General features: G+C 36.5%; 8 protein-coding genes. 5 read left to right on the top strand and 3 right to left on the bottom strand.

Annotated features, from left to right (window positions below; genetic code table 11):
• Nucleotides 1-4 precede the first annotated feature (4 nt).
• Both DCC35_RS06755 and DCC35_RS06760 read right to left on the bottom strand, forming a co-directional pair.
• Nucleotides 5-1,471, bottom strand: coding sequence for a RagB/SusD family nutrient uptake outer membrane protein (locus tag DCC35_RS06755; RefSeq protein WP_137090061.1), 1,467 nt, complete (start codon nucleotides 1,469-1,471; stop codon nucleotides 5-7).
• Nucleotides 1,472-1,475: 4 nt separating this feature from the next.
• Entirely contained in the window at nucleotides 1,476-4,556 is a 3,081-nt protein-coding gene (locus DCC35_RS06760; RefSeq protein WP_137090062.1) for a SusC/RagA family TonB-linked outer membrane protein, read from the bottom strand.
• 298 nt (nucleotides 4,557-4,854) lie between these two features.
• Here DCC35_RS06760 and DCC35_RS06765 point away from each other — a divergent pair, with 298 nt between their 5' ends.
• The 4 genes from DCC35_RS06765 to DCC35_RS06780 all read left to right on the top strand — a co-directional run bounded on the left by DCC35_RS06765 (nucleotide 4,855) and on the right by DCC35_RS06780 (nucleotide 10,871).
• On the top strand, nucleotides 4,855-7,746 hold the full coding sequence (locus DCC35_RS06765) for a triple tyrosine motif-containing protein (RefSeq protein WP_137090063.1): 2,892 nt from the start codon (nucleotides 4,855-4,857) through the stop codon (nucleotides 7,744-7,746).
• An 83-nt stretch (nucleotides 7,747-7,829) separates the two neighbouring features.
• Nucleotides 7,830-8,432 carry an energy transducer TonB gene (locus DCC35_RS06770; protein WP_137090064.1) on the top strand — a complete coding sequence of 201 codons (603 nt, stop codon included), beginning with the start codon at nucleotides 7,830-7,832 and terminating at the stop codon, nucleotides 8,430-8,432.
• Between the two features lie 173 nt (nucleotides 8,433-8,605).
• Nucleotides 8,606-9,250, top strand: coding sequence for a dioxygenase family protein (locus DCC35_RS06775; protein ID WP_137090065.1), 645 nt, complete (start codon nucleotides 8,606-8,608; stop codon nucleotides 9,248-9,250).
• 133 nt (nucleotides 9,251-9,383) lie between these two features.
• On the top strand, nucleotides 9,384-10,871 hold the full coding sequence (locus DCC35_RS06780) for a flavin monoamine oxidase family protein (RefSeq protein ID WP_137090066.1): 1,488 nt from the start codon (nucleotides 9,384-9,386) through the stop codon (nucleotides 10,869-10,871).
• A gap of 67 nt (nucleotides 10,872-10,938) precedes the next feature.
• Here DCC35_RS06780 and DCC35_RS06785 read toward each other — a convergent pair whose 3' ends face one another.
• Complete coding sequence (locus tag DCC35_RS06785; RefSeq protein ID WP_317129016.1) at nucleotides 10,939-13,146, bottom strand: prolyl oligopeptidase family serine peptidase; 2,208 nt, start codon at nucleotides 13,144-13,146, stop codon at nucleotides 10,939-10,941.
• A gap of 267 nt (nucleotides 13,147-13,413) precedes the next feature.
• Here DCC35_RS06785 and DCC35_RS06790 point away from each other — a divergent pair, with 267 nt between their 5' ends.
• The gene (locus DCC35_RS06790) at nucleotides 13,414-15,048 is read left to right on the top strand and encodes a hypothetical protein (protein ID WP_137090067.1); all 1,635 of its coding nucleotides are present in this window, start codon (nucleotides 13,414-13,416) and stop codon (nucleotides 15,046-15,048) included.
• Nucleotides 15,049-15,071: the final 23 nt, after the last annotated feature.

Below are 15,071 nucleotides of genomic sequence, written 5' to 3' on the forward strand. Positions count from 1 at the left end.
GGGTTTAATAATTTGGGTTTTGTTCCCATCCTGCACCTGCTAAATCGATCTCCACTTGTGGAATAGGGAATAATTCATGTTTACCCGGTGTGAAGCCATCAATTTCAGCTTCTGCCTGACCGGTTCTAACCAGGTCAAAGAATCTTAATCCTTCACCCGCAAATTCCCATCTTCTTTCCTGCCAGATATCATTGATCAGATCTTGTCCTGATGAAGAAACCGGATCAAGGTCAACTCTGGCTCTAACTTCATTTAAATAGTCAAGAGCAGTTGCTTCATCCGGAGATGCCTGTCTTGCCAGGGCTTCTGCAGCCATTAATAAAACATCTGCATATCTGATCACCTGGTGATTTAACGGACTTGTTAAATCGTCATCCGGAGCACCACGCTCATCTGCTCTCTTGATATATTTATTATTAAAATATCCTGTGTGCTGATATCCTTCTGCATAAGATACTCCGTCGTTATCAGCAGCAAAAGCCTCAATATCCAGAACAGAAGCATCTCTTCTGATATCTCCTACATTATAAGAATTATAAAGGTCTGCAGTTGGAACATTATAGCTGTTGCCATCTCCGTAAAGTGGGCCTTCATACTGTCTGATGCCGTGGAATCCTGGAGCTGCAAAGCCTTCAAGACATACAAAACATCCGTAGCTACCACCTTCAATGCCTACATATTGAATACTGAAAACTGTTTCGATGTTATCCTCATTTTCAAGGAAGAACATGGTAGAGTAATCATCAAAAAGATCATAAGGCCCCTCGTCGATCACACGTTGCAAAACTGTAGCAGCTTGTTCAAATTTATCCTGGTAAAGGTAAGCACGTCCAAGAAGCGCCAGAGCAGCACCTTTAGTGATTCTTCCTTTCACAGGATTCGTCCAAGGCAGTACTTCTGCAGCGGCCTGTAGATCAGATTCAATTTGACTATACATGTCCTCAATTGATGATCTCTGAATTGTACTAATCTCATTGATACCCAATCTTCGATCTATTATCAAAGGCATTCCACCAAAGAACTTTGTTAATTCAAAGTAGTAATATGCTCTCAGGAAATGTGCCTGAGCAAGGATTTGATCTTTTCCTTCGAACTCAATATTATCCTGATTCTCGAAAATATAATTTACCCGAGTGATTCCAGCGTAATTATATCGCATGATATCCCTCAGTTCGGCATTTACTCCACCGTGATTCATATTATCAATTTGGTGCAGACCTTCAGTATCAGTTGGGCTTTCGCCTCCTGCCAGTGAATTGTCTGATGCGATTTCTCCGATCCAGATACTTAAATAGGAAGTCTGAAGAAGATCATAAGCAGCAGTTAATGCTTGTTCATAATCCTGCGGGCTTCTGAAAAAGTTTTCAGTGTCTTGTACCCCAGTAGGTTCTACATCTATGTAATCCTCACAACCTACTGATATTGTAAGTATCGTGAGAAAAATCAATGTTAATTTATTAAAGGTTTTCATTTTTTTAGAAATTTAGGTTTACTCCAAACATGTAAGTTCTTGCTTGCGGATAGAAACCGTAATCAATACCTGCAGCTACAGGGTTAGGAGAATTCACATCCGGATCATATCCCATGTAATCAGTAAGAGTAAATAAATTATTTGCTGATACGTAAAATCTCACTCTCTCAAAACCGATGTTTTCAATAATTCTATTAGGTAAAGAATAACCGATCTGGATGTTTTTTAATCTTAAGTAAGATCCATCCTCTAAGTAAAAATCAGATATTACATTATTCCTGTTAGGTCCATTTGTTAATCTAGGCTGATCTGAAGAACCTTCTCCAGTCCATCTGTCGATACGGTATGACATGAGGTTTGCAAGAGGAGTTTGTCTTTCGTAGTTTCTCAAGATCTCGTTTCCGACCTGAGCATAAAGAAATGCAGAAAAATCAAAACCATATAGTTCAGCACCTAATGTAAGACCCATTGTGAAATCAGGAAGAGGTGAGCCAATAAACGTTTTATCTGTATTTCCACTAAAATCGATTACACCATCACCATTAACGTCCTTAAATCTAAGATCACCTGGTTGTGCACCTTCTTGCGTAGGAGCGTTGGCAATTTCTTCCTGGTTTTGGAATACTCCTTCTGTTTGATATCCGAAGAAATATCCAAGAGGGAATCCTACCTCCATTCTACTTGGGTTAACTCCACCTACTCCGAATGCTCCACTAGGGATAAAATCAACACCTTCTGGTAGAGCCGTTACCTCATTATCATTTGTGGAAAGGTTATAATTAACATTAATCCGAACATCATCAGTAATCATTTTTCTATAATTCAATGCTAACTCAAAACCTTTATTAACAATTTCTCCAGCGTTTATAAATGGAGGAGCACTTCCTGCACCATAGGCTCCACTAATTGCTGATACATCTGGTTGGAAGATCAGGTCGTTAGTTGTTTTGACATAATAGTCTAATGATACCGAAAGGTCTCCTTTTAATATGTCAAAATCTAAACCAATGTCTAATTGTGAGGTTGACTCCCATTTCAAATCAGGGTTTGCTAAAGTACCAAAAGCTCTTCCAGATACCAATTGATCGTTAAATGGATAAACACCTTCACCATTTAATAAACCTCTATAGGCAAAAGCAGATTGAGACCTATCATTACCTGCTGTTCCGTAAGAAGCTCTTAATTTCATGAAATCAAAGAAGTTATTATTAAAGAAATCTTCTTCCGAAATCACCCATGCAGCAGAAAAGGTCGGGAAATAACCTATTTGTGTATTAGTACCAAATTTAGATGAACCATCACGTCTGAAAAGTGCAGATATTAGATACTTTTCATCATAACCATACTCTCCTCGAATGAAATAGGATAGTAAAGATGTTTGTTCCTGATAACCACCTGTGTTGTTTAAAAGGTTAGTTTGGTCAGCAGCGGAAATATACGCAAACTCCCATGAATTGTAAGGAACATCATATGCTGTGCCTGTTAAAAATTTATATGTAATACCCTGTAAAGATCCCCCTGCAGTTCCTTTTACTTTATGAACATCATTGAATGTTTCTTCATAATTAAGGAAAGCATCAAAATTGTAGTTAAAAAAAGTTGATTCTGATTGTGTTACACTGTTTGGAATGGGAATTGAGGTTCCCGGAGCAATTTCTGTAGTATTAGGCTCCAAATCAGCATTAAGAGCTGTATTCTGTGCTTTTCCTGCTCCGTAATATACTAATGGACTGAAGCCTCTGAATTTTACATCTGCATAATTATATGCTGCTCTTCCAGTTACGCTGAATGCATCATTAATATCCCAGTTTAATGCTAATTTACCAGTAACCTTATTAGTATTAGATTCATTAAATGTATTAGACATTTGAGCAATCGGGTTGATCACGTCTCCAATACCGTCCGCATAGGTAAAGTTTCCGTTTTCATCATATACATCGAAGATGGGGCTGTTATTTAGCGCATTAAATAGTACAGATCCGATTACATTCTCAGGAAGTGTTTTCCTCTCTTCATTTGTATAAAGAAGAATGTTATCCAATGTTACGTTATCAGCAAGGTCAGTAGAAAAGTTTATACGACCATTATATCTGGTGAAGGAAGATTTATCACCTCCTACAATACCTTTCTGATCAAAATATGTACCACCGATTGAGTAAGTACTTTTACTTGTACCTCCTCTAACGCTCATTGTATAGCTTTGGATCGGAGCTGTTTCAAAGACCTCATCCTGCCAATCAGTGCCTTCTCCAAGATTGGTATTATTAAATGGAGGAGTGTCTCCGGCTGCAGCAGCTGCCTCATTTTTAAGAATAGCGTATTCAGTAGCATTTAATACGTCAATCTTATTAGAAGTTTCCTGCACACCATAATATGCATCAAATGATACCCGGGCTGCCTGGTTTTTCTCACCTTTTTTAGTGGTGATCATAATCACACCGTTTGCCGCCTGAACACCATAAATACCTGCGGTAGCATCTTTGAGAACATCGATAGATTCGATATCAGAAGGGTTTAAAGCTGATAGCCCACCATCGTAGATAATTCCGTCAACTACAACTAAGGGAGCAGCGTTACCATTGGTAGATGCACCACGAATATTAATGTTTTGAGCTCCACCCGGCGAACCTGAGTTAGAAGTAATGTTTACACCGGCAAATTGACCCTGCAGTGCATTTTCAATTCGGGGCGCATTTAGTTTCTCAAGGTTTTCACCTTTAACGGATGCTACAGCACCTGTCAGTTCTTTCTTGGTAGTAGTACCATAACCAACGACAACTACTTCATTTAAAGCAGTTATGTCTTCCATCATGGTAATATCGATAGTGCTTCGGTTCTGAACCGGCACCTCCTGTGGGGTAAAACCGATATATGTGTAGGTCAAAACTGCATCAGAAGGTAAAGTTAAACTGTAATTACCTTCAACATCGGTTACAGTTCCGTTATTCGTTCCTTTTTCAAGGACGTTAACACCAGGGATCGGAAACCCGTCGCTGTCAGTTACAGTTCCGCTTACTGTCTGCTGTGCATACGATGATACAGCCAGCAGCATAAACAGCAACTGAATGAGTAGTGTTTTTTTCATAAGTTTATTAGGGTTTGATTTTAAATCGTTAAAGCAAATCGTTTTTTGCAATCGTTTGAAATAACTCTTTATTATTACGGAATCAAAAAATTGTGATACAACAAGACTACATCATTGATCAAAAGTGTATTTCACAATTATTCATCATTTCAAGTGTAAATGTTTGTTTATTACATTTAAAAGCCTTTTTTTGGGTTCAAACTTTTTCAATTTTAATCAGTTTAAATACATCAATGAATATTATTGAATTTAATTTCATGATATCTGATGTGACCAGCTGATATTGATTGTTTTCAAAATGAGAAGCCTGTTTTTAATATTATTTTTATTTTCTTTCAACGCAATTGCTCAAAATGCGGAAGGACTACCTTTTACCAGGTACTTCTCAACTCAGGATTATGAAGGGGGAATACAAAACTGGTCAATCACTCAAAATAATGAGGGACTTATATATGTAGCTAATAATTTCGGGCTGTTGGAATATGATGCCAATTCATGGAATCGCTATGTCGTACCCGGTGGAACTAAAATGAGAGATGTGACCATTGGTCCCGGAGGTGAAATTTATGTTGCCATCCAGGGAGATTTTGGTTACATAATCCCATCTAATCCGGAAGGCGAACGATATATTTCTCTAGCTGACAGTCTTCCTGAAAAATATCGGAATTTTGATGAAGCCTGGCGAATATTTCACGATGGTGAGAATTTATATTTTTGCACCTTCAGGCAAATTTTTCTTTTTAATGGAAAAGGACAATTAATCGATGTGATAGAACCAACCTATCCTCCTGAGAATTTTCATTTTGTCAATAACCGCTTATTTGTTAATGAACTCGAATATGGATTGACTTATTTGGATAATGGAAAACTTAAACTTTTTGAAAAGGGAGAGTTTTTTAAGGGAAAGGCTGTCACTTCCATTATCCCTATAGCAAATAACCACTTGCTTATTTTTACTAACAGCCACGGAGTATATACCTGGGATGGGACAAAATATAAAATATGGAATGAAAATAATCATGAAATATTTTCTTCCGCCTCTGTGAATACAGCAATTAGATTGTCATCCGGAAATATGGCAATAGGAACTCAAAACAAGGGTTTGTATATCACTGATTCGAATGGTGAAATACTATTTTACCTGAATAAAGGAAATGGATTAAATAACAGAACTGTTCTTTCACTTTTTGAAGATATATATGGAAACCTGTGGGTAGGGCATAATAACGGAATTTCTGTCATTGAATTAACCGTTCCCTTTACTCTTATCAGTGAGCAATCAAATCTTCCAGGAACAGGCTATGACGGCATGGCCGTTGATGACATAATTTATCTTGGTACCAATAATGGTCTTTATTCAAAAAATATCACAGATCCCACGATTCAAAATTATACTTTCGTTGAAAATTCACGAGGTCAGGTTTACTCTATAAAAGAAATTGACGATTATCTTTTAATGGGCCATCACCTGGGTACGTTTTTGATTAATGATAGAAAAGTTGAGCAGATATCTGATGTTTTGGGAGCCTGGACCTTTGTTGAATTGCCTGATCACCCAGAATATATCATTTGTGGAACTTATAAGGGATTACTTCTGTTCAAACGGGAGGGGAAGTCACTAAAGTTTGTTAGAAAACTAAAAGGATTTGATGAATCTTCCAGGGTAATGGAGGTTGATGACTCTGGTTATATCTGGATGACTCATGGTTACAAAGGAGTTTACAGATTACACATTCATGATGAGCTTGATTCTGTACAGGTCAAATTTTATGGAATAGAGCAGGGTTTACCATCAAATTACCTGGTGAATGTATGGAAAATAAATGGGCGGTTGATCTTCTCAACAGAAACCACTATTTATTCATATAATGAAAAAACTGATCGATTCGCTCCTGATGAATATTTCTCCGAATTTTTTGACGAGAATTCGAATATTAGCTTTATGGAACAGGACCCGATGGGTAATATTTACTATTTATCTTCTACTGAAATCGGAGTTCTTCTCAGGCAATCTAATGGTACTTTTGAAAAAAACACTAAAATTTTCAACAGGCTAAAAGGTTTGTTAAATGATGATTTGCAAAATTTATCCATATTAAATTCCAACCAGGTACTCTACGGAGCAAAGGAAGGTTTTATTATGTATACAAAGCAGGGAGGGGATCCGTCTGATGCTTCTTTCGATGCACTAATCAGGAAGGTTTACAATACCAGTACGTTAAAAGACAGCGTAATTTATTCCGGATATTATTACAATGGTGAAAACCTTTTGTCCGATATTCCCGAAGAAAAAATTCCTGAATATCATTATTCTAAAAATTCGATCAAATTTGAATATAGTGCCCCGTTTTATCAAGGTTCAAAATATACCAGGTACCAGTATAAACTAGAAAATTATGACGAGGACTGGAGTAGCTGGTCAGAAACTAATGTTAAGGAATACACTAATTTGCGGGAAGGGTCATATACCTTTAAAGTGAGGGCAATAAATATTTATGATCAGATAAGTGAGGTTGATTCATATAGTTTTGTGATAGTTGCTCCCTGGTACAGGACCACTTTAGCATATATAGGAGGGGCATTTTTACTTTTGTTTATCATTGCCAGTACCTTTTATTTTGTCGATAGCAGGCATAAAAAAGAAAAGCGCTTAATGGAATTAACCCAGGAAAGGGAAATAAACCAGAAAGAATCCCAACTGCGTTCTTCTGAAGAAATGTTAGAGAAATTGAAAAGTGAAAAATTAAAGGCGGAGGTAGAAAGTAAAAATCAGGAACTGGCTACTTCTACCATGCACCTTCTCAACAAGAATAGCTTTATAAATAGTATTAAGCATAATATCAGTTCCATAATAAAGCGGAGCAAAAACCAGGAGGTAAAGAAAGAACTCAATAAGATTATGGTCAATATTGAAAAAAATATTGCTTCAGATGATGATTGGGAACATTTCGCAATACATTTTGACCAGGTCCACGGCGATTTTACAAAGAGATTAAAAGATAACTATCCAAAGTTAACACCACAGGAAATGAAGCTTAGTGCCTATTTGAGAATGAACCTTTCCACAAAAGAAATAGCACATTTATTAAATATTTCAGTTAGAGGTGTTGAGATAGCAAGATATCGTTTAAGGAAAAAACTTACCCTGGAACGTTCGGAAAATCTGCAGGAGTTTATTTTGAAATACTAACAGATAACTTAATTATAAAACCAATTTATTGTCTTATAGGTGTAAATTATTTAACTTTTAATTAACCAAACAACTAAACACTTATGACTAAAAATATATTGACTTTGATGCTGGTGGCGTTATTTGCTATTAGTTGCGGAAGCAGTGAATCATCTGACGAAGATTCGGATGATATGATTAACGAAGATGTTCCCATGGAGACCATGCCTGATCCTCCAATGACTGAAGAACCACTATCCGAACCTCATACGGAAGAAGATGTAGATCCAATGGAAAGCGCCAATGCAGATGGGTCTGTTGCTAATGTTGGAGATCCACAATTGGTTAATAAGGAAGATTCCGACTACTACACTAATGAAGATGGAATGGTTATTCATAATGTGATGGATATCAAACCAACGTATATGGGAGGTGAAGAAGAAATGGATAAATGGATAGCTAAGAACATTACTTACCCTTCTTCAGCAAGAAGAGATAATGTTGAAGGAACCATGGTTGTTTCTTTTATAATTGATAAAGAGGGAAATATAGTTAATCCTGTGATTGAAAGTGGACCTGAAAATGAAGCATTAAGAGAGGAAGCGAAAAGAGTGATTAGCGAGATGCCCAAGTGGCAGGCCGGTATGAAAAACGGAGATCCGGTGAATGCTAAATATAAACTTCCAATTACTTTTAAACTTCAATAATAATCTAATTCAGAAGTTATTTCAGATATAATACCCGGTAGAATCCGGGTATTATATTATAATATTAACTTATTTTAACATCCACTCCGTATTTAATTACGTTAAATTTATAGTGGTCTTTATTAGAAAGATATCTTCGATTTTAAGACTTCATCTATAAAACTGTTCGAAATATGGATCGCATTCTAAGTCTTGCATTAGTGATTTTTACCATTCTTTCCTGTTCAGGTCAGGAATCGGATGATAATAATACCACCCGGACGCTTATTGGAAATTGTGAAGGATGCGAAGCTGTTTTTGAATTTAATGGCAGACCATTAAATGCGACAGATACACTTCCGGGGTTTGAAAATGAAGGAACCAAGATTAAAATTTCAGGTACGATTTATGAACAAGACGGAGAAACACCGGCAAGCGATGTAGTAATGTATGTATATCATACCAATCAGAAAGGAATTTATGAACCAAAACCAAGTTCTGAAGGCTGGGAAAAAAGACATGGCTATATCCGTGGCTGGGTTAAGACTGATAGTGAAGGGCATTATGAATTTTATACGTTAAAACCAGGCCATTATCCAAACAGGAAAACACCTGCTCACATCCATCCGATAATTCTGGAACCAGACGGAAAGTATTACTGGGTTGGATCTTATTTTTTCTCCGATGATCCTCATTTAACTTCCGAAATGAAAAACAATAAAAATCCAAGGTGCGGGTCAGACGGCATATTGCAATTAACTGATGCTGATCAGGATGGCATTTTGGAAGGGCATCGCGATTTTGTTCTCGGTAAAAACATATCAGAATATCCAAATTAATTCCTTACAGGTTCATTTCCAGAATTTTAACCTTTGATATTATTTGCACTATATGGCATTTATTTTGTATTTTAAAAATAAGGCCAGACTAAATCCGACTGTAAAGGAAATTTTAACTAAATAATATCTATCAATGTCATTTTATCGACCCAATAGTAAATCCAGGAGGGATTTTTTAATAAAGTTGTCTTCTGGAATTACAGCATTTACCACATTTTCGATGGTTCCTTTTAATTTAGAAGCTGAATCATCTATTAAGGGACGAACCACATCACCAAAAAAAGTTATTATTATAGGTGCCGGATTATCCGGATTAGCTGCTGCCAGGGAATTAAATAAAGCTGGCCATGACGTTACTGTTCTGGAAGCCAGATCAGTTTCCGGAGGTAGAGTAAAAACTCTCAGACAACCATTTGCTGACGGATTAAATGCAGAAGCAGGAGGATATATGTTTTCTGAGGCATATTCCACCGCTAACCAATTAATTTCAGAGCTGGGATTAAAGAAGGAACCAGTTCAATTCCCTGTTGGAGGAACTGCTTATTACCTGGCCGGTAAACGAATGGTTTCAAGTGATAACCTGGAGGTGTTGCCCTTTGATATCAGGCCCGAAGAAGCTGAATTAGGAGCTATGGGTTTAGTAAAGAAATATATAATTGATACACTTCCGCCAGATATAAATAACCCGAATAACTGGAGTGATCCTGAAGTGATAGCCCTCGATAAAATATCCGTAGAACAATACCTTAAGAAACAAGGAGCTAGTAAAGGGGCTATTGATCTGTTAAAAACAACACAATATTATGCCACAGCTCCAGAAAAAACATCTATGCTGGCTGTTGCCAAGTCAGATTTTGGACTGTTTATGCAGGGAGCCCCTTTCATAATAAATGGAGGAAACGATGTATTGCCAGGAAAAATGGCTGCAGATCTTAGTGGTAAGATCCACTATGGTGTTGAAGTAAAGAAAATCGCTTATAATAATGATGGTGTTACAGTAGAAGGAATGAGACATAATAATTCGATGTCATTTGATGGTCATCATGTTATTTGTACCCTGCCTTGTCCGGTGATGCAGAAAGTGAATTTTGAACCGGGACTATCAGCGGGCAAGAAAAATGCTATTGAAAATTATCCTTATCTGAAAGTTACCAGGGGATATGCCCAGGTAGGTAGTGCTTATTGGAAATCAGAAGGACTGGGTAGTATGGCTTATACTGATAAATCTACTTTTGTATATACCCATCCGACATATAAGTCATTTGGAGCGAATGACAGGTGCATTATGGAAGCTTATATGGACGGTGATGAATCAATTAAGTGGGGTAAAAAGGATAAAGAGGAAATAATTAATCATACAATTAATACGCTTAATGCAGTTCACCCCGGATTAAAGAATCATTATGAAGGCGGTGCAGTGAAAGACTGGACTTATGACCCTTACTCTTTAGGAGGACCTTCATGGGCCGGTCCGGGTGATATATCTAAATATCTCGCTGATCTTCAAAAACCTGAAGGCAGGATCCATTTTGCCGGAGAGCATACCACAGTTCTTAGAAGTACTATGGAAGGTGCTCTGAGATCTGGAATAAGAGCTGCAAAAGCGGTAGATAAGGCTTAAGAAATAATTAACCAGCTAGTAAAAAACCCGGCAAGCGCCGGGTTTTTAATTTTAACTAATTCATTTTCTATCTGTCTCTCATATTAATAATGTTCGCAGTATATGCCGGATTTCCTGTTTGCCATAAACTGAAACTAAGGATATCAGCCATCTCTCTTATTTGCTGACTTTTAGTATCTCCGACACCATGGCCTCCTTCGAAATCAACTGTAAATAATATCGGATTATTAGAGGAATTATATGACTGAAGTTTGGCTGCATACTTAGCCGGTTGCCATACCGCTACTCTGGGATCGTTATATCCAGCAGTTATTAATGTGGCAGGATAGGCTCTGCCATCTTCCAGGTGATGGTAGGCGTCCATTTCCAGCAAGGCTTTATATTCCTCAGGATTTTCAGTGCTACCAAATTCAGGTATATTAACCGGGCCATTTGGTGAATTTTCCATTCTGACAGGGTTCATACAACCAACAACCGGGATTGCAGCTGCAAAAAGATCCGGTCTTTCAGTCATCGCTCTACCGATCAATATACCACCGGCACTTCCTCCGAAAATGGCTGTTTTTTGTGGTGAAGAATAATTTTCTGAATGCAGATATTCTGCACAGGCAATGAAATCTTTCCAGGTATTGGGTTTTGTAGATTTATAGCCTGCACGGTGCCATTTCTCTCCAAGTTCACCACCACCACGGACATGGGCTACGGCAAATATTCCGTCTTCGGCTGTCCACATTAAGGCTTTAGGATTGAAAAATGGGTTAATAGACGCACCATAAGATCCGTATCCTAACATCAATACCGGATTATCTCCATTTCTTTCCAGTCCTCTTTTATAGATTAAAGAAAGTGGCACCATCGTTCCATCATGGGACGGAACCATCACCTCTTCTACTACTAAATTTGCAAACTCCGGATATTCGGGTCTTTCGGTTAGTTCTTCAACCTTAAATGAATTATCATCCGGGTTATATTTAAATCTTCTGTAATCTGAAGTCCAGCCATTCAATCTTACCCAAATGTCATCATAGTTATGGCCCTTAGTCATAACATTGACATTTCCGGCAATAAACGGTAAATCAATATGATTTGGGTTTTCACTATTTTCAGATATATGATAAAGCTTTGACTGTACTCCATTTTTTCTCGTGGTATAGAAAATGCCCTTATTAGATAAGTCAAAATCTTTTAATACCTCATTTTTATTTTCAGGAATTACTGTTTTGGCTGTTGCAAAATCAGGGTTATTTACCGGCATCCTCATTACCTTATAATTAGGAGCATCTTTTGAGGTCGTGAAATAGATGAATTGTTCATCGGTTTCAAAATCCATTACCTCGTGTTCCTTATCAAAAATCTTTTGCCAGTTGATGTTTTCGTTAGTTAGTTCGTCAGCATCGGCCATATACATAGTAAGATATTTGTCAACAGTAACGGTTAACCCATACAATTTGTCAGAATGCTTATCGTAATAGACTAAAGGAAATTCCTCTGCCTTTATTCCAAGATCCGGATTGTTTTCAGTTGATAATATTTGTTTATCCTCATTTGGATCTGTTCCTACTTTATGTAAAAAGTTTTTGCTGTTAAGTTCTCTTTCTTCATCATTCAGATCGGATGAGTTAAGCCTGTTGTATAGAAAATGATTTGCATCGGGTAGCCATGATACAGTTGCAAACCATACCCTGTCGATCAATTCCGAATGAATGTTTTTTGAATCAACATCCATAATGAGTAGGTGTGCATTTTCTGATCCATTAGGAGCGACTTCAAAAGCAACTTTCTCAGCATTATCGCTTGGATAAACCCCGGTAATAACATAATTTTTGTTTTCTGCCGCCTGGTAGTTTTGCGGGTCAAATAGTAGTTGTTCGGTACCGGATATGTTATCTCGCATATAGAGCTTTCCGATTTCTTCATCTGCTGTTCTTTTTACATAAAAATATTTATCGTTTTCAGTAATGTTTACGTACGATAACCGAGCTTTTTGCCTGTTTTCAAGTTCCATTAACTTATTTTGTAAGTCATTTCTACCTGATATGGAGTTTAAAACGTTCCTGGCATAGGTATTTTGAGCTTTTAACCATTCTACAAACTCAGGTTTATCGGTTTTTTCCATATAGTGATATGGATCCTCAAGTTTATCTCCGTGATACTTGTGTGTATGGTTTTTAACCGGAGCTTCGGGGGCTGTGCATTCATGAAACTTATAGCGAATATTGCTACAAGAAAGGGGAGAAGTCTCACTGCTTTCATAACTGGTAGTTTTGATAATGATTGATAATTAATATAACTGGATATCGAGGTTGGGTAAGCTTTGTTTGCTTATCTTATTCTTTAAATGGTGTTATATAAATTATAAAATTTATTCTATAAGTACAATTTAAAAAGAATAGATTTTTGCTTTATTGTATTAATTGCTAAACATTTAATTCAGATTAGATAATTGATTTTTCTTTTTTAATATCTAGCTTTGTATTCATTCGGATTTTTAATCAAAATCCGGTGAGGGAATTTATTTATATCACAACTATTTTTTTAAGTTATGAAATGGAAATTAATCACTATCACTTTATTGATAGCATTTTTTAACACATACAGCCAAAATACAGAAATAGCTGATGTGCAATGGGGAACATCTTCAAAGGTTAAGAGAGGATTGGCTTACAGAGGGGTAATAGGTTATGAAGGAGAAAACATGATCGCCATAATGTCTAATATGTCGATTAAAGAAACAAAACAGGTTTATTTTCCCAGTTCTAAATATACAATTGTCAAAGTTGATTCTAAATTAAGAACGATCAAGGAAGAGGAAGTAAAATTAAAAGTTGAAAAATATCGTTCAGATTTAAAGAAAATCATTCAGCTTGGTGACGATATTTATTTTTTCTTAAGTTATGAAAACACCAAAACTGACAAACAAGTTCTGGTAGCTAAGAAATTGAATAAGAGTACCTTAGTTCCTCAACCCGAAGGTAAAGTACTTGCGGAGGTAGATTTTAATAGCAGTAGTTGGGACAGAACAGAGTTTCATGTAGAAATATCTGATGATAGTTCCAAAGTCCTGGTTTACAATAAAGTTCTGTCAGAGGATAAAGAAGCTAACGAGTTTATCCTATCGGTTTATAATAAGGATTTAAATGAATTATGGTCTGAGAAAATTGAATTGCCATATGACCCGGATCTCTACCAGGTAGAAAGTGTAAAGTTAGATAACTCTGGCAATGCACATGTGCTTGGAAAGTTATATGATTCTAAAAACTGGATGGGCAAGGCAAAAGGGAAAAAGAATGGAAAAGTAAATTATGGCTTCAAGCTATTAAGCTTTTACCAAAGAGGTAAAATAAAGAAAGAATATAATATTGAATTAAAAGATAAGTTTTTGAATAACCTGACTATCAGGTTTGACGAGAATGAAAATATTCTTTGTGCAGGTTTTTATTCTGAAGAAGAGGAAGTGAATGTAAAGGGTATATACTTCTTAAGAGTTGATTCTAAGACCAAAAAAGTAGAAGTAAAATCATATGAAGACTTCATAGTTCAGCATCTGAAAGAAATTTCAAGTGAAAAAGGGCAAAAAAGAATAGATCGAAAAATTGCCAAAGGTAAAAATATCGAGCTGGATAATTTTTATATAGATCATATGATGGTCAAAAATGACGGAAGTATCTTGCTGGTAGCTGAAGAATTTTATGCCACCCAAACCTATGAACCTGGTATGAACGGAGGTTCAACCACTCGAACTGAGTATAATTTTGGAAACATATTACTGGTTAACATAGATCCTGAGGGAAATATAAATTGGACTGATCATATTTTTAAGCTGAAAACAGGATTTTTCTATTCATCTTATGACATGGCTAGTGTAAATGGTAAAGTATTCTTTATTTACAATACAGCATGTGATCGTTTGGATGCCGGTCAGGAAGAAAGCCCCAAATTGCTGTTTAGTAATAATCAATGTGCTGCGCTAATAGAATATGATACGGATGGAAATAAAACTGAGCATATTTTATATCGATCAAAAGAAGTTGATATGATGTTGGTCCCTAATGGATGCCAGCAAATAAGTGAAAATGAAATGATGATTAGTAATTACCTTGGTAGGAAAGCGGCATTGGCAAGGATTAAATTTCAAAACGACAACAGAAGCGAAAGAAGTAACAGCCCTAATCAGTAGAGTTCTTGATATATTAAAGAAAA

The organism is Mangrovivirga cuniculi (assembly GCF_005166025.1).
In the GTDB taxonomy this organism is placed as follows: domain Bacteria; phylum Bacteroidota; class Bacteroidia; order Cytophagales; family Cyclobacteriaceae; genus Mangrovivirga; species Mangrovivirga cuniculi.

Excerpts from the sequence above, each read along its gene's own strand:
- DCC35_RS06760 (WP_137090062.1), bottom strand. The coding sequence starts at position 4,556 with ATGAAAAAAACACTACTCATTCAGTTGCTGTTTATGCTGCTGGCTGTA.
- DCC35_RS06770 (WP_137090064.1), top strand. The coding sequence starts at position 7,830 with ATGACTAAAAATATATTGACTTTGATGCTGGTGGCGTTATTTGCTATT.
- DCC35_RS06765 (WP_137090063.1), top strand. The coding sequence starts at position 4,855 with ATGAGAAGCCTGTTTTTAATATTATTTTTATTTTCTTTCAACGCAATT.
- DCC35_RS06755 (WP_137090061.1), bottom strand. The coding sequence starts at position 1,471 with ATGAAAACCTTTAATAAATTAACATTGATTTTTCTCACGATACTTACA.
- DCC35_RS06775 (WP_137090065.1), top strand. The coding sequence starts at position 8,606 with ATGGATCGCATTCTAAGTCTTGCATTAGTGATTTTTACCATTCTTTCC.
- DCC35_RS06790 (WP_137090067.1), top strand. The coding sequence starts at position 13,414 with ATGAAATGGAAATTAATCACTATCACTTTATTGATAGCATTTTTTAAC.
- DCC35_RS06780 (WP_137090066.1), top strand. The coding sequence starts at position 9,384 with ATGTCATTTTATCGACCCAATAGTAAATCCAGGAGGGATTTTTTAATA.